The organism is Paenibacillus algorifonticola (assembly GCF_050481745.1).
GTDB lineage: Bacteria > Bacillota > Bacilli > Paenibacillales > Paenibacillaceae > Pristimantibacillus > Pristimantibacillus algorifonticola_A.
Window position 1 is genome coordinate 173357 of the sequence record NZ_JBCNGR010000024.1, and the last position, 20582, is coordinate 193938.

At 49.7% G+C, this 20582-nt stretch carries 18 protein-coding genes and 1 pseudogene; 7 read left to right on the forward strand and 12 right to left on the reverse strand.

Annotated elements, in window-relative coordinates; all coding sequences use genetic code 11:
- Positions 1-62: 62 nt before the first annotated feature.
- Positions 63-149, forward strand: a pseudogene (locus tag ABEW34_RS20390) (DUF523 domain-containing protein); the annotation flags it as partial.
- Between the two features lie 320 nt (positions 150-469).
- Here the strand turns inward: ABEW34_RS20390 and ABEW34_RS20395 are convergent.
- Entirely contained in the window at positions 470-1264 is a 795-nt protein-coding gene (locus tag ABEW34_RS20395) for a collagen-like protein (RefSeq protein WP_430161184.1), read from the reverse strand.
- 516 nt (positions 1265-1780) lie between these two features.
- Here ABEW34_RS20395 and msrA point away from each other — a divergent pair.
- On the forward strand, positions 1781-2296 hold the full coding sequence (msrA, locus tag ABEW34_RS20400) for a peptide-methionine (S)-S-oxide reductase MsrA (RefSeq protein ID WP_430161185.1): 516 nt from the start codon (positions 1781-1783) through the stop codon (positions 2294-2296).
- 283 nt (positions 2297-2579) lie between these two features.
- Here the strand turns inward: msrA and ABEW34_RS20405 are convergent, their stop codons facing one another.
- From ABEW34_RS20405 to ABEW34_RS20425, 5 genes are all read right to left on the reverse strand, one after another.
- Positions 2580-3806: a M20 metallopeptidase family protein gene (locus ABEW34_RS20405; RefSeq protein WP_430161186.1), complete on the reverse strand. Its 1227-nt coding sequence runs from the start codon at positions 3804-3806 to the stop codon at positions 2580-2582.
- Positions 3807-4060: 254 nt separating this feature from the next.
- On the reverse strand, positions 4061-5296 hold the full coding sequence (locus ABEW34_RS20410; protein ID WP_430161187.1) for a beta-ketoacyl-[acyl-carrier-protein] synthase family protein: 1236 nt from the start codon (positions 5294-5296) through the stop codon (positions 4061-4063).
- A complete protein-coding gene (locus ABEW34_RS20415) occupies positions 5289-5906 on the reverse strand; it encodes an SRPBCC family protein (RefSeq protein WP_430161188.1) in 618 nt (205 codons plus the stop codon). Before ABEW34_RS20415 ends, ABEW34_RS20410 begins: the two co-directional genes overlap by 8 nt.
- Before the next feature lie 32 nt (positions 5907-5938).
- Positions 5939-7165, reverse strand: a complete 1227-nt coding sequence (locus tag ABEW34_RS20420) for an NAD(P)/FAD-dependent oxidoreductase (protein WP_430161189.1) — start codon at positions 7163-7165, stop codon at positions 5939-5941.
- Positions 7158-8069, reverse strand: a complete 912-nt coding sequence (locus tag ABEW34_RS20425; protein WP_430161190.1) for a methyltransferase domain-containing protein — start codon at positions 8067-8069, stop codon at positions 7158-7160. The genes ABEW34_RS20420 and ABEW34_RS20425 overlap by 8 nt, the downstream gene beginning before the upstream one ends.
- A 177-nt stretch (positions 8070-8246) precedes the next feature.
- Here ABEW34_RS20425 and ABEW34_RS20430 point away from each other — a divergent pair, with 177 nt between their 5' ends.
- On the forward strand, positions 8247-10163 hold the full coding sequence (locus ABEW34_RS20430; protein WP_430161191.1) for a glycosyl hydrolase family 18 protein: 1917 nt from the start codon (positions 8247-8249) through the stop codon (positions 10161-10163).
- Positions 10164-10262: 99 nt separating this feature from the next.
- Here ABEW34_RS20430 and ABEW34_RS20435 read toward each other — a convergent pair whose 3' ends face one another.
- From ABEW34_RS20435 to ABEW34_RS20445, 3 genes are all read right to left on the reverse strand, one after another.
- Positions 10263-11912, reverse strand: coding sequence for a GTP-binding protein (locus tag ABEW34_RS20435; protein WP_430161192.1), 1650 nt, complete (start codon positions 11910-11912; stop codon positions 10263-10265).
- Position 11913: 1 nt separating this feature from the next.
- Positions 11914-12837 carry a sulfate adenylyltransferase subunit CysD gene (gene cysD / locus ABEW34_RS20440; protein ID WP_430161193.1) on the reverse strand — a complete coding sequence of 308 codons (924 nt, stop codon included), beginning with the start codon at positions 12835-12837 and terminating at the stop codon, positions 11914-11916.
- 269 nt (positions 12838-13106) lie between these two features.
- Entirely contained in the window at positions 13107-14249 is a 1143-nt protein-coding gene (locus tag ABEW34_RS20445; RefSeq protein ID WP_430161194.1) for a winged helix DNA-binding domain-containing protein, read from the reverse strand.
- Positions 14250-14448: 199 nt separating this feature from the next.
- Between ABEW34_RS20445 and ABEW34_RS20450 the strand changes: the two genes are divergently transcribed.
- Positions 14449-15237, forward strand: coding sequence for a M15 family metallopeptidase (locus tag ABEW34_RS20450; RefSeq protein ID WP_430161195.1), 789 nt, complete (start codon positions 14449-14451; stop codon positions 15235-15237).
- Between the two features lie 57 nt (positions 15238-15294).
- Here ABEW34_RS20450 and ABEW34_RS20455 read toward each other — a convergent pair whose 3' ends face one another.
- Positions 15295-15609, reverse strand: a complete 315-nt coding sequence (locus ABEW34_RS20455) for an ArsR/SmtB family transcription factor (protein ID WP_430161196.1) — start codon at positions 15607-15609, stop codon at positions 15295-15297.
- Between the two features lie 164 nt (positions 15610-15773).
- Between ABEW34_RS20455 and ABEW34_RS20460 the strand changes: the two genes are divergently transcribed.
- Together ABEW34_RS20460 and ABEW34_RS20465 are read left to right on the forward strand one after the other, a co-directional pair.
- A complete protein-coding gene (locus tag ABEW34_RS20460) occupies positions 15774-16160 on the forward strand; it encodes a nuclear transport factor 2 family protein (RefSeq protein WP_430161197.1) in 387 nt (128 codons plus the stop codon).
- A 160-nt stretch (positions 16161-16320) separates the two neighbouring features.
- On the forward strand, positions 16321-16668 hold the full coding sequence (locus tag ABEW34_RS20465; protein ID WP_430161198.1) for a hypothetical protein: 348 nt from the start codon (positions 16321-16323) through the stop codon (positions 16666-16668).
- Between the two features lie 89 nt (positions 16669-16757).
- Here the strand turns inward: ABEW34_RS20465 and murI are convergent, their stop codons facing one another.
- Both murI and ABEW34_RS20475 read right to left on the reverse strand, forming a co-directional pair.
- Positions 16758-17558 carry a glutamate racemase gene (gene murI, locus ABEW34_RS20470; protein WP_430161199.1) on the reverse strand — a complete coding sequence of 267 codons (801 nt, stop codon included), beginning with the start codon at positions 17556-17558 and terminating at the stop codon, positions 16758-16760.
- A gap of 195 nt (positions 17559-17753) precedes the next feature.
- Positions 17754-19349, reverse strand: a complete 1596-nt coding sequence (locus tag ABEW34_RS20475; RefSeq protein ID WP_430161200.1) for a M4 family metallopeptidase — start codon at positions 19347-19349, stop codon at positions 17754-17756.
- Between the two features lie 647 nt (positions 19350-19996).
- Here ABEW34_RS20475 and ABEW34_RS20480 point away from each other — a divergent pair.
- Complete coding sequence (locus tag ABEW34_RS20480; protein ID WP_430161201.1) at positions 19997-20521, forward strand: hypothetical protein; 525 nt, start codon at positions 19997-19999, stop codon at positions 20519-20521.
- The last annotated feature ends 61 nt before the right edge of the window (positions 20522-20582 follow it).

The window sequence follows — 20582 nt, forward strand, 5'->3', positions numbered from 1 at the left end:
AATGATAATAGCCCTATCGAGCTATTACATAGCAAAAAATGTGACAATTATAAGCCGTTCCCATGATCCTCGCTAGCTCCTGCCCGGCAGGCATGAAGGTGAGATATAACGGTACGGATTGTTTAGACGAAACCGTTCGGGGGCTGCTCCCTTGTATCAGAAGAAAATAAAGAATTAGACCGACCCCAGAATTAAAAACAGAGGCAGCCCTGGGCGAGTAAATAAAGCCCTAGACTGCCACTGTTTTATTGAACTATCATTCTCCGTTAACTTAATCATCAGCACATTAAACTAATGATTTACACTCTCTTTTTTCTTTTCCTTTTTCAACTGTCTTAAAATAAAGGTGTGTCTATATTTGTATCTGAGGCGCACAATGTCCACGTACCAAGAATGGTACCGCAGAAATATGGAGGGCGGCCTTTATTACCTATTGGGTATTTCATTGAAAAATATTGCATTTCCCTTATTATGCAATTCGCATAATAACAAGGTGCGCGGAATCCGGCCTTGTTCCTCCAGCTAGTGGAGTAATCGTGAGTGCTGTGGAATTTCCAGCAGGATTTCGAACGGTGATTATTGAATTAATGATCGTTGTTTGCACAAGCGCCATTCCTACTATTTGAGAAGTTCCTGTTGCACGTCCGACCACCGTATAGGCCAGATCGGCCCCATTTAATGTTAAAATCAGTTGACCCGCTTCGTTTGCATTGACCTGAAACAAAACCTGATATGTGCCAATCGCCGACAAGTTAAAGGAGCTCGCATTTATACGGGTAATTGCAGTCCCGCTAATTGGACCATCTTGCGGAAAACTTACGTCCGTGTTGGGAGCAACAGTTGCTGCATTATCAGGAGGCATCAAGGCGAAAAAATCTGCAAAGCCTAATACTCCTCCGGCTGGTCCCACTGGTCCCGTTGGTCCTGTTAGGCCAGTTGAACCCTCTGCTCCCGCAGGTCCCGCTGGTCCTGCTGGTCCCGCTGGTCCTGCTGGTCCTGCTGGTCCTGCTGGGCCAACTGCGCCAATTGCTCCAATTGCTCCTGCAAGTCCTGCTAGTCCTTGGGGTCCAAGTGCGCCAATCGCTCCGACAAGTCCTGCTGCTCCTTGGGGTCCAAGCGCTCCTGCAAGTCCTGCAGGTCCAAGTGCGCCAATTGCTCCGACAAGCCCTGCTAATCCTTGAGGTCCGAGTGCTCCTGCAAGTCCTTCAGGTCCAAGTGCACCAATTGCCCCTACAAGCCCTGCTAATCCTTGCGGGCCGAGCACTCCTGCAACTCCTTGAGGCCCAGCTTCTGCTATAGCTTCCGATAGTCCTCGGAGTAATTGCTGTCCCTCAGGCGGGGGGCACTTAATACAAACCCGCTTATTCATAACTTGAAGACGACGTTTCTTTTTTTTATGTTTAGGATGGCACACAATTGTAGTTTTCTTTTTACACCGTTTTTTTGTTGCGGGACAACTCAATAACGACACCTCCCTATAAAGATAGTTCAGTGTACGTGAGTCGTTTTTTTTAGGTATGGACTAATAGCCTGTATTTGCTAGACTAAAATCTATTTTTAGAAAAATGGGTTTATATTAGGGTAAGTGCCGAGGACAAGCAAAACAGAGATTCTTCAAGCTCTCAAGGCTTAAATGTCTATTTCAAGCTGTGAAGTTTGATTATAAGATAAATACATATCTCAATCGTTTTAGCATTTTCTAATCACAATTGACTTTTTAAACCAGACAGGCTAACGTTTACCCTATTAAGTGTTTATAAGCGTCAAGGAGGAATACGTTATGCAATATGCAACATTCGCTGGTGGCTGTTTTTGGTGTATGGTTACCCCTTTCGAGGAGTTCCCCGGCATACATAGTATTGTATCTGGCTATATGGGCGGACATCAGGAAAACCCAACTTATGAGCAGGTAAAAACAGGAGAGACGGGACATGCCGAGGTTGTGCAAATTTCCTTCGATCCGCAGCTGTTCCCTTATGAGCGTCTGCTTGAGCTGTATTGGCCGCAAATTGATCCGACGGACGAAGGCGGACAATTTCAAGATCGCGGCAGCCAGTACCGCACGGTGATTTTTTACCATAATGAAGAGCAGCATGCTCTGGCCCTCACTTCCAAGCAGGAGCTTGCGAGCAGCGGACGCTTCGATAAACCGATCGTAACAGATATTCGGGCGGCAGATACGTTTTATGCGGCGGAGGAATATCATCAAAACTTCCATAGGAAAAATCCAAAGCATTACAAAGAGGATCGTGCGCAATCGGGCCGCGACGAATTTATTGAGCAGAAATGGAAATAGTGCTTAACTTAGAAGAAAAAATACCAAACACCCCGTCGGCGATTGTAGCGGGGTGTTTGGTATTCTAAGCTTACATCTATTTACCTTACTGACCATTCAGCCGATGCACCTCATTGCTCATTGGGTGCAGCTTGAACGCAGCGCAGCATGCATGCTTATTACCTTTTCCGTTTCACAAGCCATGCTCAAACTTTTCATTAGAGAAGCAGATGGTTTCGTTTATTCATAAAATTTACGGTTTATTGCAGCGCATGGGTTGGGTTTTGAAAAGGGGGTGAAATCCTTACTGTCTCACATACTCCTCCCCCGCCTGCTGCACCCATTGCACGAACAGCTTTGCCCCTTCCGTCAGCACCTCTTCATCTATATCGAATAAGGGATGATGCAGCGGATGCACCTTTTCAGATAACGGATTGGCGATACCAATAAACGCGAATGCTCCCGGCACCTCCTGTACATACAGCGCAAAATCCTCCCCAGCAAGGCTAGGCTTGTCCAAAATTACAACCTTATCGTCACCCAAGGCGATTCGCCCAGCCCGAACTGTCAGTTGAACGGCTTCAGCATCATTAAGGAGCGGCGTTCCTAGCCGATATTGCGACGTATAGGTGCCGCCATATGTACTAGCTACGGCATCTGCTCTCTTTTCCAGCAGTTGATGAATTTGCGCAGTCAGATCCGGGTGAAAAACGCGATACGTCCCGCTCAGCTTGCTTTCCCCCGCAATTGCATTAATCGCAGTACCAGCGTGCAATGTACCGAATGCGAACACTTTCGTTTCCCATGGGTCCGTTTCCACTGCAAGCGCAAATTTAACATCGGAAACAAATTGCACCGCCATCGACAGTGCATCTACAGCCAAATGCGGCGTGCTGTGATGACCGTTCAATCCTTGAAAAGCGATATGGAAATGCGAGGATGCCGCCATGGCCTCTTTGCGATGTATGCCAACAACGCCCGCAGGCAGCTCCGGCCATACATGCAGCGCAAAGCAAAGGTCAACGCCGTCCAGCACCCCAGCCTCTATCATATCTCGCCCTCCGCTTATCATCCGCCCATCTATTGGGCTAGGAAGCGCACTTTCCTCCGCGGCCTGAAACACAAATTTGATCGTTCCTGACCATATATCCCTGTGACGACTGAGCGCCTTAGCCGCTCCAAGCAGCATCGTCATATGGGCATCATGCCCACAGGCGTGCATAGCCCCTTCGCTCTTGGAGCGATAGGCGAACGTATTCTCCTCCGTGATCGCCAAGGCATCCATATCTGCTCGCAGTACGATCGTCTGTCCCGGCTTATCGCTGGTGAGAATGCCTACAACGCCTTTGCCAAAATGCTTGCCGACATGCCGTTGAACCTGCAAGCCCCATTCCGATAAATAATCCGCTACCTTCTCTGCTGTTCGATCCACCTCAAATAATACCTCGGGATGCTTGTGAAAATCTCTGCGCAGCGCGATCAATTCCTCCCGCAACGTATCTACATAGGCAAGAGCAGCTTGTGCAATCATGATAATGGCCTCCTTATATAGGAAATCTTTTTTACCCAGATCGACATACGCAAAGTGAAACGGCTGTCGTCGTCCTCTGGCGGCACAGCGCGTTTCACTCCGAGAAATATAGAGAAAGCATCTCGAAATCATATACTTTCCTATATTTCAAAAAAAAGCGGAAACACCCCCTGTTCAGGATGTTTCCGCTTTTACGGTCAACTCTATTTTCAATAATAGGTATGCCCAAGCCATAAGTCAATGACCGGTATATTTTAATACTGGCGAAAAGCAAGCACGGCGTTGACTCCGCCAAAGCCGTAGGAGTTGGACACCGCTGCTGCGGACTTCACTGTACGCGGATTTTTGACAACCAAATCAAGCTGCGCCTCCGGATCTGGCTCGTCCAGATTGGTAGTTGGCGGCAGCCAGCCGTTGCGCAACGCAAGCAGTGTAATTGCTGCTTCAATAGCGCCTGATGCGCCGAGCGGATGACCGTATAAGCCTTTCGTGCCGCTAACAGCTACCGGATGGTTGCCAAATACTTGGCGAATGACCCGCGATTCCGTCACATCATTGAGCAGCGTCGAAGAGCCATGGGCATTGACGTAGTGAATGTCCTCCGGCGCCATATCTGCGCTCGTCAGCGCTTGGCGCAAGGCGCGTGCTGCCTGCGTGCCGCATGGGAGCGGCGCGCTCATATGATGGGCATCGTTGGTCAGCCCGAAGCCGGCCAGCTCGCCATATATTTTTGCGCCTCGCGCCCTTGCATGATGCTCGGCTTCAATGACGAGCACAGCGCTGCCCTCTCCCATGACGAAGCCATCGCGATTGCGGTCGAACGGCCGGCTTGCCGCACCCGGCGACTCATTGCGGGTAGACATCGCCCGCAGCATGTCGAAGGCGCCGAAGGAAAGCGGCGCAAGCGGGGCTTCCGAGCCGCCCGCCATAATAACGTCCGCTTCGCCGCGCCGGATCGCTTGCAGCGCACGGCCTATGGCGACGGCACCGGACGCGCAGGACATCGCGTTCGTCTCATTTAAGCCCGTCATGCCAAACTCCATGGCAAGGTTGCATGAGGCTGCCCCGCCGAAGACGGAAAATCCGAGCGTCGGCGATACAGCACGGAAGCCGCCATTATGGTAGCGGCTGCACTGCTCTTCCGCATAGGCGATGCCGCCAAGAGCGCTGCCCATAAAGACGCCAGCCCGATCCGCATCGAGATCGGCGGGATTCAGCCCTGCGTCGCGCAGCGCCAGCGCGCCGCTGGCAACGGCCAGCTGCGAATAGCGGTCCATGCGATGCGCACGCTTTTTATCCATATAATGCTCCGCCTGAAAATCCGGAATTTGTGCAGCTATTCGGCTGCGCAGCCCTTCCGGCACAAAACGCTCAATTTCCCTCACTGCGCTTTGCCCCCGTACTAGACCTTCCCATAGCTGCTCTACACCTGAGCCAATCGGTGTTACACAGCCTATTCCTGTTATGACCGCTTTAATCGCATTAGCCATTGCACCCACCTGCCCCTCTTTGTTGAAAAATGGCTTGCTCTACTGCTTCGTTTGTGAATTGCTCAGCTACCTGCTCTCTTAAAGCCTCCCATTGCAGATCCGTCCATTGCCGGGAATCAGGAAGCTCTTCTTGTATAGCTTGTTTCTTGGCATCCAGCGCAGCTTCGAGCTCGGCCTGCTGCTTCAAGCCTTGCAGCGTTCTCTCCGCTATGGCATAGACGAACCAATTGCCGATAAAACGGGCGAAAAGCCTGCGGCTCCATGGGGGAGCATTCCAACGATGTACAATCGATACAGATACCTTCTCGCCGGCCGGTACAATGCGCCATTCCACCTCCATGCCTTTCGTCACACCGCGCACATGTCGGTAGCCAATCATCAGTTCTTCCTCGTTGACAACCATTTCACTTTCCCACCAGACCGGCCACTGAAAACGTTTGAATGGCCGAACAGCCGCCATTCTCACGAGCCCTCCCCGCTCACTGCCGCCATAGCGGAACTGAATCTGGCGATAATGCGGGAGCAGGTGCGGCCAATTTTCGATTTTCCGTGCATATTGGAACGCAGTCAGCGGCTCACAACGCATCGTTGCCTCGTTGTAGGTATGCATGTGTTTTCAAACCTCCTTGTATGTACATCTATTTACAAGCAATCGCCAATCACTGCCACAAGGCGGCTGCGGGCGGCAGGCAGCGAGCCAAATCCGCGCAAAGCGGATTGCCACAGCAGCTCATGCCTGCTCGTCCATTCAATCAGCTTCTGCAGGCGAATAGCTGGAGCGAAGCGGCTTTGCTGAATCGCTGCAAAACGAACGAGAGGAGCATCGCTGCCGCTCTCCAGCGCTTGCAGCAGCAGCGGCGCAGCAAGCTCAGCACTGCTGAGCGCGCGGTAAATGCCTTGGCCTGTCAGCGGATCGTAATAACCCGCGGCATCGCCTATGAGCAGCAGCCCTTCTTGCTGCGTTGCCCGCACCCGGCGGTCAAACGGCCCACAAGCGAGTACCTCGCCTATGCAAGCCGCCCCCTGCAAGCGCTCCGCTAGCTCGGGCAGCTCCCCCGCTTTTCCCAGCAGCCAAGCGCTGCGCCCCACATTGCTCACAACAGAAGCAGCTCTGTTATCCGCCTCAGTAGTATCAGGAGCTTTTCCCCTTGCATTAGCATTGAACGATGCGGCTAAAGCTGCCGCACTCCCGCTCCCTGACAGCTGCGCCAGCGTCATATTTGCTTCGCCGCCGCCAATCGGCGCCAGACCAACCACGATGCCGCGCCCCGTGAACAGCTCAACGCGCGGCTGCAACACCCGCACACCGCTCACCCGCGCTGTGAACGCTGTTTTGCGCAGCGGGCCGAAGCTGCTCAGTCCCGCGCAGCGGGCCACTGCCGAGCGAATGCCATCCGCGCCAATGACGAGGCGCGCCCGAAATTCCGCGTGTGTCCCCGCAGCGGAATAAGCAACAACGCCAGCCACACGGCCCTTCTCCCAAATAAGGCGCTGCACTCGCATTTGTTCAATGACTTGCGCACCGGCCTCGCAAGCATGCAGCGCAAGCGCATAATCCAGCTTTTCGCGGGCGCAGGCCATCCCGAATTGGCCTGCGGGGAAAGCTGCCAGCAGCTCCGCCTTCCCGCTTGTCAGCCGCCAGCCATGGATGAGCGTATGCTCCATGCTGCTGCGGATCGCTGCAAATTTGCCGGCAGGCAGCACGCGCGCAAGCGCAGCGACTGCGCCTGGATTCAGCGACTCGCCGCACGGCTTGCGCCGCGGAAGCGATTCGCGCTCCAGCAGCAGCACCTTTACACCCGAGGCAGCTAGCAGAGCTGCCAGTACGCTGCCGGCCGGCCCCGCACCAACAATGATAACGTCATGCATGGCATACAATCGCCAAGCGAAATGGAAAATGCCGATGCACGACGGCGGGAACACCTGCCTGTGCCAGCAGCTCCTTCGCTTCGCGCGCTGTATAGGAGCGCTGGACGGACATTGGCCCATCATGCTTCGTCACCGGGCTGCGCCAGATGAACTTCGCGAGCATCCGCGCCGACAGCAGCGCCAGCCGGTGCCGCTCCAAATCGGTTACGACCCAGCCTACCCGCGCGACCCGGTTGATTTCCCCCAGCATGCGGCTCGCTTCCCCGTCATCCAAATGATGCAGTGCCAAATTGCTGAAGACGATGTCAAAGCTGTTATCCTCAAATGGAAGAGCGGTTCCATCGGCTTGCAGCACCTGTATGGCAGTCTGATGAGCGGTGCGTTTAACCGCGAGCTCCACCATTTTAGGATGAATATCCACGCCGACAATTTCTACCGACATCCCGCGCCTGCTGCACCATTTCTCCAAGGCGATCGGAATATCCGCCAGCCCTGTCGCCACATCCAGCAGCTTTATTTTCACCCTATTGCCTTGCGCAGGCCTAAGTCCTGACCCGTTCCATCCCCGCTGTATTCCTTGCGAATTTTTCGCCGCTCCTTGTTCTAGTCCTGCTCTCTGCTCTAGTCCTGCTCTCTGCTCTAGTCCTGCTCTCTGCTCTAGTCCTGCTCTTTTCTTCAGTCCCGTTCCTTGCTCCAGCCCGGCGTCCTGCCCAAATTTCAGCCCCAGCTCCTGAGCCCGCCGCGCGATAGCCGTCTGTCTGAGCAGCCGCTCCAGATGCTTGAACAGCACCGGATTGCCACCCAAATAACGATTGACCTGCCATACCTCGGAGAGACTCCTCTCCAGCTCCTCCAGCTCCACCTCTTCCTCGTCGAGCTTTTCCTTCGCATACAGCCGCTTCATAGCCGCCACCTCCTGCTTTGCTGTCCTTATTGTTATTGTTTTCCACCTTTTTTATCCGCCCACGCCATATTTATTTCATTTTTTTACCTGATGGAATAAGGCAGCTGTCTTCGCAACCTCCAGCCTCCCTTTGCGTCTAATAGAGTAGAGAAACTAGAGGAGAGTGATAGAACACTTATGAAATTCAAAATGAGAAAGCTGACCGCTTTGCTGGTGCTGCTTATGCTGAGCCAGGCTTTTGCTGCGGGAAGCAGCATGGCCGCGAGCTCTGCGACGAAGTACCGAGTGTATCAGAACGATGCGGCGCTCAAGGAGTTTGCAACCGAGAAGCAGGCGATTACCTATGCCCAGAGCTTTGCCTACAGCCATGTCGAGCAAATATCGGGCCGGGTATGGGTATGGGACAATTTCCCGAGGTATAAGGTATATCAAGGTGGTGCCTCCAATCCCAAATGGGAATATCGCACCTACGAGCAAGCACAGGCTGCAGCGAAGCAGCTAGGTCAAGTACATATTCGAGATTTGCAGCAGCCGGGCTGGGTGTATGAATCTTATGCCAAATTCCAGCTCTATCAAGGCGAAAATACGAAAAACAGTTGGGGCTTTGCTACGCTTGCAGCCGCTAAGAAGGAAGCTGCCAATTGGGGCAATGCTCATATTATTAAACGTTCCACGAATGAATGGGTATGGGATAATGTGACGGCGGCGCAAAAGAAAGAGCAGCGTGCAGGCAAAGCCGTATACACGATCACGAAGGATGGCGGGCAAATTTCCGGCACCAAAACATACGCTTACCTCTATGACGCTGTTCAAGCAGCAGCTAAGCAAGAAGGCAGTGAAGTGACCAATATCGCTAAAGGGAAAGTCGTTTTCTCAAACGTTCGCAGCTATGAAGTACAGCAAAATGGCAAAACCGTCAAAGCTTTTATTAGTATTGAAGCTGCGATACCCTTTGCCAAAAAATATGCGGGCGCCGATGTCATATACAATAACGTCGTCTGGTGGACCAACAAGCCTTATTTATCCGTTTATCAAAACGATAAAATCATTAAAAGCGTACACACCAAAGAATCCGCCGTCACACTCGCCAAAAGCTACGCGAACGCCACCGTTCGTAATGCCGATGGACGAGTATTATGGAGCAATGTCACGAAGCTGATTTATATGGGCTGGAATGGCTCTTCGAACAGCCAGACGATTTTGGGGCATGTTGCGGGGACACAAGGGCTCGATATTGATTCACCGACCTGGTTCGAGCTAGGCGATGCGAATGGCAAGCTGAACGATATGTCGGATGCGACGACCGCCAGCACCTTGAAGGCGCAGGGCATTCTCGTCATGCCACTTTTGCACAACCAGTTTGATAAAAAGATGACGAGTGCCTTTCTTGCCAATTCGGCTGCACAGGCTGCTTTCATTAACAGCCTCGTCGCTAAGCTTGCGGCGCTGAACGTCTATGGTCTCAATATTGATTTTGAAGAGGTAGCTGGGGCAGACCGGGCAAGCTATACCGCTTTTGTCAAAGCACTCACGAGCGCTGTTCATGCCAAAGGCATGAAAGTATCGATCGATTTGCCGCGCGGCAGCGCCAGCTGGAATCAGGCAACGGCGTATGACCACACTGCGTTAGCAGGCATAGTCGATACGATTATTATTATGGCTTATGACGAGCACTGGAGCACAGGCCCGGAAGCGGGCTCCGTATCCAGCTTGGCTTGGGCTGAAGAGGGAGTTAAACAGTTTCTGGATTACGGCATTCCCCGCAAAAAGCTGATGCTCGGCATTCCTTTCTACGTTCGCGAGTGGAAGCTGGATAGCGCAGGTGCCCTTATTAGCAATCGTGCAATTTTTATGAAGGAAGTGCCGCAGCTCATTAAAGATACGAATGCTGTAGGCACGCCGGATGCAGCTTCCGGTCAAACGAAATATACCTATGTAAAAGATGGTTTCACCTATGTATTTTGGGCAGAGACCGCTTCAACCGTACAAGCCCGCATCAATATGGCCAAAAAATATGATCTCGCAGGCGTTGCTGCGTGGCGCCTCGGCTACGAAAGCGCCGATCTATGGACGATGATGCTGCGTTTGAAATAATTGGTTTATTTTATGGATGAGAAAGGCCAAGCCTGGGGCTTAATAGTCCCTTGGCTTGGCCTTTTTTATAAAGCTAACTTTATATTAGATTGGTTTTACTTACACTTGAATGAGAGCCTTCACAACACGTTTCACAGCATCATTGACCGCTTCCTCGATCGTAGAGCTGTTTACAACAGCATCGATTGACAAAAAGGCTTGACCGATTATTTCTTGCGCAGTTGCTTGGTCGTTGTCGCTTGCAGAACCGGCCAGTACCAAAGCAATAAGTCCCGCATTATTCAGCAATGTCGCATAACCCGCGATTTGGCTTACAGATTCCCCCAAGCTGTTATCGATTAGCATCGTATGATAGCCTCTCGCTACTAGTCGTTTCTCGATTCCCTTCGCAAGAGCCAAGTTGTCCGAAACGGAACCCGTAAGCCAAAGCGTTAACGGCTGCTGCCCTTTTTGCTGGGCACGAACATCCCTTGTGATTTCCGTATCGATCTGGCCCACACTGCCCACGCTTTGAAGAGCTTCGTCAATAACGCCGCAAGCGGATGTCATATTCGTTACACGATCGATGAGAATAAATCCACCGATGCTTTTATTTTTTTCAAACGCATCAAAAACAATGCCATCCGATAATGAAAATTCACATTTAGCCACTTCATTCTTAACCACATGATCGGCTGTAACCGTATTGCCTGTATTAATATCGATTTTGTGATTAATCGCCGTCACCGTACCAGGAAGAACCTTTGTACCTACCTTCACCAGAACATTTTTTCCCGGCGTCAGGACAGAATCATCCATCCAAAGAATCGTGGCGCTAAAGCTGTCGGCCTCTTGGAGCTGGTTGTCCTTCGTAAACACACAACCTCGTGAAACGTCGACTTCCCGATCTAATTGAATCGTAACGGGTTGTCCGGCATGAGCCGAATTCCTGTCTTGGTCTGTTACAAAGATTCGTTTAACCTTCGCCTTCTCACGGCTAGGCAGAGTTGTCAATTCATCGCCAACTGCAATGCTGCCAGCCTCGATCTGGCCTTGAAATCCGCGGAATGTGTGGTCTGGCCTGCATACCCGCTGAATAGGCATCATAAACGGCTTAACGTCATCGTTCGCATGAACATCAACACCCTCCAAATAGGGCAGCAAAGGAAGACCCTCGTACCAAGGCGTGTTGGGGGATTGCTTCGTAATGTTATCCCCTTCTGTTGCAGAAACAGGGATCACCTGAATGCTTTCAAACTGGAATTCAGTGGCGGTGCGGGAGAAGTCTTCTTTGATTTCATCAAATATCTTCGTATCAAAACCGACCAAATCCATTTTGTTTACCGCCAAGACCAGATGCTTTATCCCCATGAGGGCGCAAATTCGAGTATGGCGCTTCGTTTGAGTAATAATCCCTTTGGTTGCGTCCACCAGAATAATGGCAAGATCCGCAAAGGATGCGCCTACGGCCATATTGCGCGTGTACTCTTCGTGCCCCGGCGTGTCCGCTACAATGAACGAACGGTGATCTGTCGTAAAATACCGATAAGCGACATCAATCGTAATGCCCTGCTCACGTTCAGCTAATAGCCCGTCAAGAAGCAAGGAATAGTCAATTTTGCCTCCGCGGCTGCCCAGCCTGCTGTCCATCTCCAAGGCTCTCTCCTGATCGGCAAACAATAGCTTAGCCTCATAAAGCATATGGCCAATCAAGGTGGATTTGCCGTCATCCACACTTCCGCAAGTAATAAATTTAAGCAGACTCTTCATCTTAGAAATAGCCCTCCCGTTTACGTCTTTCCATGCTTCCCGCTTCTTCCTGGTCGATAACCCTAGTTGTCCGTTCGGATGATACCGCACCAAGAGTTTCTTCAATAATAGCATCCAGCGTGTCCGCATCTGATAGGGCGCCGCCCGTCAGCGGATAGCAGCCTAATGTGCGAAATCTCATCTTCATCATTTCAATCTTCTCACCCGGCTCAAGCTTCATCCGCTCATCATCCGCCATAATGATCTGTCCATCGCGATTAACGACAGGCCTTTCTTTCGCTAAATAGAGAGGAACAATATCAATGTTCTCTCTGCGAATGTATTGCCAAATATCCTTTTCTGTCCAGTTGGAAATCGGGAAAACGCGGATGCTTTCACCCTTATTAATCCTTGTGTTGTAAAGCTTCCACATTTCCGGCCGCTGGTTTTTCGGATCCCAGGCATGATTTTTATTACGGAATGAAAAAATCCGCTCCTTCGCACGTGACTTTTCCTCATCACGTCTTCCACCGCCAAAAGCAGCTGTAAAGCCGTATTTGTCCAGGCCCTGCTTCAGCGCTTGGGTTTTCATAATATCCGTATAAGCGGAACCATGATCGAAGGGATTGATTCCTTGCTCAATCCCTTCCTGATTAGAGTGAACAAGCATGTTGATTCCGAATTCTTTCGCCTTGCGGTCGCGGAATTCAATCATCTCTTTGAACTTCCATGTTGTATCAATATGCATGAAGGGAAACGGCGGCTTCTCCGGATAAAAGGCTTTCAGCGCCAAATGCAGCATCACGGAGCTATCCTTACCGATCGAGTACAGCATCACGGGATTTTCACATTCCGCCGCTACTTCTCGAATAATATAAATCGCCTCAGCCTCGAGTTGATCCAGATGTGTCGTTGCATCTATGGAATCAAGCATCATTTTGTCCATGAAAAAAGTGCCTCCCTTTAATCCTTACTAAATCTATAGACTATAACTTATATCCTATCAGATTTTCACTTTCATGCAAAGTGGAATAAAGTGAATTCTTTTATTTTTTTAATCCATCCGTTTTCATCAAAAAGCACGAGGAACTACACACAATTGGATTGGATAATTCCATTTTAGAAAAAATGCAGGGAAAATGTGCAACGAGCTAAGATTTGCTGCGAATTTATTGAAAGCTCTCGCTCGCTTTGAAGACGTGATTTTTTTGCACCTTACTTAATCACCTGCTCAAACACAAGCTTCCCCAGAGGCAGCTCCATGAATTTCAGATAAGCTTCTACACGCTGTTCAATGCCCTCTTCGAAGCCTGTGAGAGGTTCGAAGGGATGAATGACGACATCGATTCCCTTCTTCTTAGCCGTGCGTTTCCATGTGCCAACGACTTGTCCATTAACCACAATCATCGGCAGAAAAATGCCATTGTTGCCAGGAACGATTCGCGGAGCAATTTCCGGCTGCAATACAGCGCTACGATCCTTGTAGCCTAAAATATATTCATCAAAGCCCGGCAGCAAATAAACGCCGGAAACTTTGCCCTGTTGCTCCTCATCCTTCGAATGCCTCTTTTCCCCCTGCTCTGTCCAAGCACCATCTGTCTGCTTTACCATCCAATATTCACTGCCGTCGATTCGCTCCCTATTCAGCTGGCCTTTTATGGCTTCCAGCCCTTCCCTTGCATCCCCTAGCGTCATGCCTGTCCACCAGGCAAAATCATGAACGGTAGCAGGACCATGAGCGGTAAAATAGCGCAAAGCGAGCTTGGCAAGCGCATGTTCACGCGTCAATTGCCGCGCATCTGGCACCCATTCATCAAGCAAAACGAACGTTTGCTGCTTGCCGCTTATCGGTCCAAAGCAAATCAGCCCTTTATAGGCGCTATGCCATAAAATGTGATAACCCCGCTGGCTGTCCGTGCGTATGCCCGCCCGCTCCAATTGGTCTAGCAGCTCTCCGCGCGAAACCTGTGCTCCCCCTTGCAGTTTGTTGCGAATCAAGCTTTCGCTGCGAGCAAGCGTAGCATCATCTAACTCCAGCTGCTCCCTTCGCCGTCTCGACTGCTGAAGCAAGCGCGGGGCAGCAAGTGACAGCCGCCATAATACATCCTCTGTTGGCACAAAATGAATCGTTCCGCGCTGCGTCCAGGTCAGTACCATCTCGCGGTCTTTAATGCTCTGCTCCACCTTGGACAATGTCGCCCCAGGCGAGCGCAGGCCAATCGCCCACATCGCCTGCATATAATCCTGAGCCTGCACAGCACCGAGCTGCCCTACTACTTGTTTAGGCGACCAATTGCTTTCAGCTGATGCGATTCCTTGATTTTGCAGGCGCAGCCCTGCTATCCTGTTTATATTCATCCGGCACCCCTCCTGCACAAAATGCGTGCATTTCTGCTTCCATTTTACCATAGGGTACGAACGGTGTTTCAGCTTGACAGAAACACGCTCATGCTTTTACGGATAAAAATGTTACAATTTCGATACATTTTCTGCATTTTTCGAAACAAGTACCCGTTATAATTCGTCATAGGGATCATATGAGGAGGCGTTTTTGAACATGAGGTTAAAAAGGACAGGACAAGCTTTGATGGTTCTGCTGCTGCTGTTTGCCTTTGGCTGCACTGGCGCGCAGGAAACTGTATCGCCTATAGCGAGCCAATCGCCAGCAAGCAATGCGAATACCGATGCTGCTGGGGAAGCAGGAGATACCGCCGTGCAGGAAACGTCAGGTACGGTTGACGATTTGCTTGTCGTAGCGAACCCTACTGCAGCCGTCGTGCTCGTAAATAAGCAATACAGCTTGCCGGAAGGCTATGAGCCGCAGGATTTGGTATATCCCGATGTAGCTTTCACTTTCACTGAGAAAATCGACAAGCGCATGCTGCGCAAGGAAGCGGCTGACGCTTTGGAGCAATTATTCGCCGGAGCATCTGGTGATGGCATTCAGCTCGCTGGCGTTTCCGGCTACCGTTCTTATGATCGCCAAAAAACACTGTTCGACAATTATGTGAAAAAAGACGGCGAAGAAGCCGCCCGCATGTACAGTGCCGTTCCAGGGACAAGTGAGCATCAGACTGGCCTTGCAATTGATGTTACGGGTGCGGATGGCAAATGTGCGGCAGAGGATTGCTTTGCGGGTACGCCTGAAGCGAATTGGCTCGCTGATCATGCATGGGAATATGGCTACATTATTCGTTATCCCGAAGGGAAAGACAACATTACCGGCTATAAATATGAGCCTTGGCACATTCGATATGTCGGCAATGAACTGGCTAAAGAGCTTAACGAGCGCGAAATTACGCTCGATGAATATTACAATGCGGTTCCGGTGTCCGAGAAACGCTAATAAGCATTAAAAAAAGCGGCCAAGCGGCCGCTTTTTTTATTTCCCCCTGGAATTCTCTTAAATATACTGCTCGTCCGTTGCCAGAATGGAATCCAGCAGCCCTGGAAAACATAAGTCGAGATTGTCCCGGCGAACTGAATAATAATGCTGCTTGCCTTCAAATCGCGGCTGAATAATTCCTCCTTCGCGCAATATTTTGACATGATGCGATAGCGTCGATTTGGACAGATGCTCTACCTCGAAAGAGGAGCAGTTTTTCTCTCCTGTCCGGGCCAAACATAAAACAATTTTAAGCCGCACAGGGTCGCTCAGCGCGTGAAGCACCGTTGTGAGCTTCATTTCATTGGCTTCTGGTAATTTTACAGTTCTCATAATGCCCAACGTATCATATCTGGCAGCATGTTTCAATGTTCGAGTTTATTCAAACTATTCCTTGCATTCCTTTGGCGGCTTATGCTAAGCTGTCACCAGTTCGATTATTATCGAACTGATTATTTATTTCTGCGTAATAGGTGCAAGAATTAGGAGCCATGATGATGAATAACACGACAAAAGTAGCAATACTAGACGATTATTTCCAATTTTTTGATGCCTCCCGTACAGATGAGCAGGCAATGGAGAAGCTGCTGGCTCTCTTCACACCTGATGTAGAGATTGTTTTAAATGGAACGAAGCGCAACGGTTTTGAGAGCTTTATTCAAACCTTCCATCAATTCAATAGCGATATCAAGCATATGTGGGACAGCTGGGAGCTGCAAGACAACGGTTCTTACCAGACGAACTGGGCGGTATGCGGCAAAACAGCAGAAGGTGCTGTATACGCTAAAACCGGAATCGATATTGCCAAACTACCGGACGATGGAAAAATCAAGTATTTGGAAAATGTCCAGGATGATAAAACCGCGTTTAAAAAATATGAATAAACAAACGAATCAGCCCTGTCGCTTTCCTCTTGGGAAACGACAGGGCTGATTTATTTAGGGCTGCTTTTGCTGCTATTTTTAATTGCCTCCTTTTAAAATTCTTTCCCTTGGGCAACATATAAGCGCAACGGAATTAATGAATGAAAGGAGCCGTAAACGCATGCTGCTCGTTTATGCTGTCGCCCTGCTGCTTGGAGGATTATTCGCGGTGAATGCCGTATTCGCTTATCAGAGCAAGCATATTGATCCCGTGTTCTGGGCCACGGTTTGGTACCAGTTCAAGCTCCTGCCCGTCATTTTTGCTGCAAATGTCATGATTGGCTTTGGCGTCAAATTTATGTATAAAGGGTTTGGCAATCTGACCTTTGCCCTCACCTTGTCGAAAGGCATTGAAATTTTGGTTTGTGTAATCATTGGCATGATGTTTTTGCGGGAAATGCCGAATTGGAAAACGATCGCCGGGCTTGCCGTCGTCGTGCTGGGCTTTTGGATTACGAAGCTCAAATGAACGCATTTACAGGCTATACTGGAGGAAAAAAGCAAACAGCCTAAAGCCGCCCCAATACAGTAGGCATCAGCTTTAGACTGTTTCATTCATTATTCATTCATTATTTCTTCATTCTGTACGTTGTTCTCGCTGATCAATTCAAATGCGGTACGGGTTTTCTCAATGTAAGCAGCATCATTGCCGGTACACATAAAGCGAACGCTGCCGCTGCGTACGCCGCCTACCATGCCAACACGGCTTAGCAGCGCCATAAGACGTTTTACCGTTCCCACATTGCCATCTATAATTTGAATGTGCGGCGGCAATATTTCGCGGAGCAGCCCTTTATAGAAAGGATAATGGGTACAGCCCAGCACAATCATGCCATAACGGTCCAAATCATAGTCAGCAAGCTTGGAGCGGAAATAGTCGCTCATAATGCTTTTGTCGAACTGCAGCTCCTCACAATAATGGACGAGCTCTGGAAGGGGCAAGGAATCTACTATCCCCTCATCGTCCACACGTGAGACAAGGGCATAATACTTTGGCTGCTGAAGCGTCAACGGTGTCGCGAACACGAGCACCCTCTTCCCTGTCTTGCGGTTCATCTCAACGGCTGGTTTGACTGCCGGCTCCATACCGACAATAGGGAAAGAGTACATGGTTCGCAGCTCGGCAACCGCAATGCTAGTGGCCGTATTGCAGGCTACAACCAGCGCATCCATCCCCTCGCCAACCATCGTCTCAACGGCTTCCAAAATATAGGCTCTGACTTCTTCCTTCGACTTCGTTCCATAAGGCACGTGCAAATTATCAGCCATAAAAAGATAATCCTGGCCGGGAAGCATTTGAATTGCCGTTGCCATTACAGTTAATCCTCCAATGCCCGAATCCAAAAATCCGATTTTCATTTTTATCGATCCTTAACTTATGTAATAAATACTAATACAAGCATAGCGCGATAGTTGGTTATAGGCAAGACCAGCCAAGAAGATAATGAGCAGCTTTTCACTATGTGATTTATAAACTTTTTTCAAAAAAAGGACCAACCAGAATTTCCTGATTGGCCTTTCTTCCCTATTTTATTTCATTGTACTTCTATTGTATTAATATACGCCTACCGCATTATAGGCCTGTTTAACCGAGGCTACTTGCGTCGAAGTTGCGCCGTACAATTCCGTTGCCGATTGAATGACTGCTGCACGCGTAGCGGAGAAGTTTGAGAATGTCGACAAATAGTACACGAGCGCATTGTAGTATATTTGTACCGCCTGCTCCCTGCCGATACCTGTAACACTCACCCCACTGAACGTTCCGCCTTGTGCCAGCAAATAAAATGCTTTATTGTTAATGCCGCTATTGATATGCACGCCGGCATTGTCAGCGGAACCCGTATAGCGGTTGCTGTAATGGGCGGGCTGATTATACAAAGTCGGATCAGCGAGCGAGCGAAGCGCGTCGCCTGGAAGGCTTGGCGTGTATACATCATCCCCGATCAGCCAGTTATCCCCTTCAATGGAATTGCCGATAATATCGGAGATCGATTCGTTAATGGCCCCTGACTCGCCGTAATACTCCAAATTAGCCGTATATTCGGTTACGCCATGCGTAAACTCATGCCCAACTACATCCAAATCGCCAGACAGCGGCTTAAAGGTTACCCCATCGCCATCGCCGTACACCATTTGTACGCCATTCCAGAATGCATTGTTATAGTTCGTATAATAATGTACGGTGGAGCGGAGCTGCAGACCATTGTTGTTCAAGCTGTTGCGGCCAAATTTCTGCCAATAATAATCATAGGTTTTTGCAGCATAAGCATGAGCGTCAACAGCAGCACCATCCGTCCATATGTTCGTTGATCTGGAGAAGAGCGTCCCCGGAAGCGAGAGGCCATTATTTGCATTGTAGGTTGCAATGCCTCCCCCGCGCGTTGCATCATACAGCTGATAAGAGGAACCTACGAGCCTTGTTTCAAACGTTTTGCTATCGCCGTTAACACCTGTTCCCGAACCCGTTATTTCATGTAAAATATTATATTTAAACAATACGCTGCCCGTCTCTGCCGCAATAAAATATCTAACCCGCAGCGGCTCGGGCTCCAGTACATTCACTTCTGTAATATAAGACAACACCGGTTCGCCATCCTGCACAAAATAATACAATTCTGCTTTAGGAGTCGTTTGCGGCTCGCCAAGCGTGCCATACTCCTGAGCCACGTCGGCCTCGGCAGCGGCAATTGCATCTGCTTCGCTAATCGGAATGACCGGAGCGATCGTTTGCGGAAGCTTGTCCTGCACATTTTCAACAACGCTTCCAAGCAGCGACGTCACTTGTCCCTCACTGTCTACATGAAGCGTCTGATCGGCACCATATACAGGAATGCCAGACGCATATTGGCTCAGTCTATAATGGATCATCCCCGTTGAACGATTAGTCTGCTGCTCGACAATGCGGAAATGATCCCGAATGTCGCCTTCCGTGCCAACATTCAATTTATCCCTAACACTTTCCAAATAGCCCCATACCTTTTCCTCAGGCGATACAGCCAAAGGAGCTACCCAATCTGGCGCCGTAATAAAAATTTGCGAGGAATCAGTGAAAAAATCGCTTGAATCGCTACTTTCTTCTGCTGCGACTATCGAAGCGAATGAACCAAATACGAGCATACCTGCAACAATGGAAGCTACTCTCTTTTTCATAAAAATACACTCCTCCAATATGAATACTAGGTTATGAGCGCGAGCGAATTCCTGTTGATTGTTCATTCAGGCGGATGCCAAAGCTGTTATCTGGATGAGAGACGATTGCGACGGACCATTTACCTTTCTTTGCTGGCAGTTAAACTTAAACCTATCACCCGCCTAATAAGGAAATATTTACAATCTTTTGGAGCTGATTTCATATTACTACGAGAGTCTATCGTTTGTGAAGCTTTTTTTGATATTTTTGGAAATTTCTTCTAACCTTCTATGTCAGATTACGCTAATTCATTCGCTCCATGTCTTCCAAAATCATGACGATTACTACATCTTCTCTTATTGATTGGCAGCCTACTCTATTAGGGCGTGTCTGAAAACCCGTTCAGTGGCCCCTTTCACCGCCTTTTCGCCCCCTGCTTCGTTCCGTTTGCTTGACGTACCCCCGGTACGCCTTCACAAACGCGCCTTGCATGGAACGAAAATTCGGCAAAATTTGCTGTCCTCAGAGTTCTCAGACACGCCCTAGTCACGCTAATATAAAATAATATATAAGTATAAACAAAAATTCAAAAAGAGGATTTTGGAAAACTTTGACGAATGATGAAAGGTATATTGAGACGATATAACTATAGATGGGAGTCCTATTATTGCAAACACCGCCTAGAAAACCAGGAACAACGCCCTATAGACCTGGGCAACCCTCGGGAGCAAGGCCTACCAGTGCCCAAACGCAGCGGCCAGTCGCCAATCCGCGAGTTGCTGCCGGACAAGCAACTGCAGCAGCCCGTCAAGCCGCTCCTTCCCCTGCTGCGCAGCCCGCACCACAAGCTGCAAATAAGAAACAGCCAACAAATAGGCTGGCCTTAGCCATTATATCGCTTATTTTTGGCATTATCAGTGTATTGCTGTGCGTTGGAGGCTTGTTCAGTTTTATTGGGACGGCACTAAATCCATATGCCAGTGATACAGCTGGAATGGCCAGCGTCATTATTTCTGCTATTCTCATTTTCATATTCAGCCTGCTCGGATTTATATTCGGTTTGGCCTCCAAGCGCTCCTCCAGCGGCAAAGGCATGGCGATTGCAGGCATTATTTTATCCGCGCCTCCACTATTTCTGACGATACTTGGCGTCGGGGGCGCTATTTTTGCTGTGATATTCGCAATGTATTAGAATAACACTTGGCAGCCCTTTTCTTGAAGCAAAACAAGCCTTCGCATTCCATATGGAATGC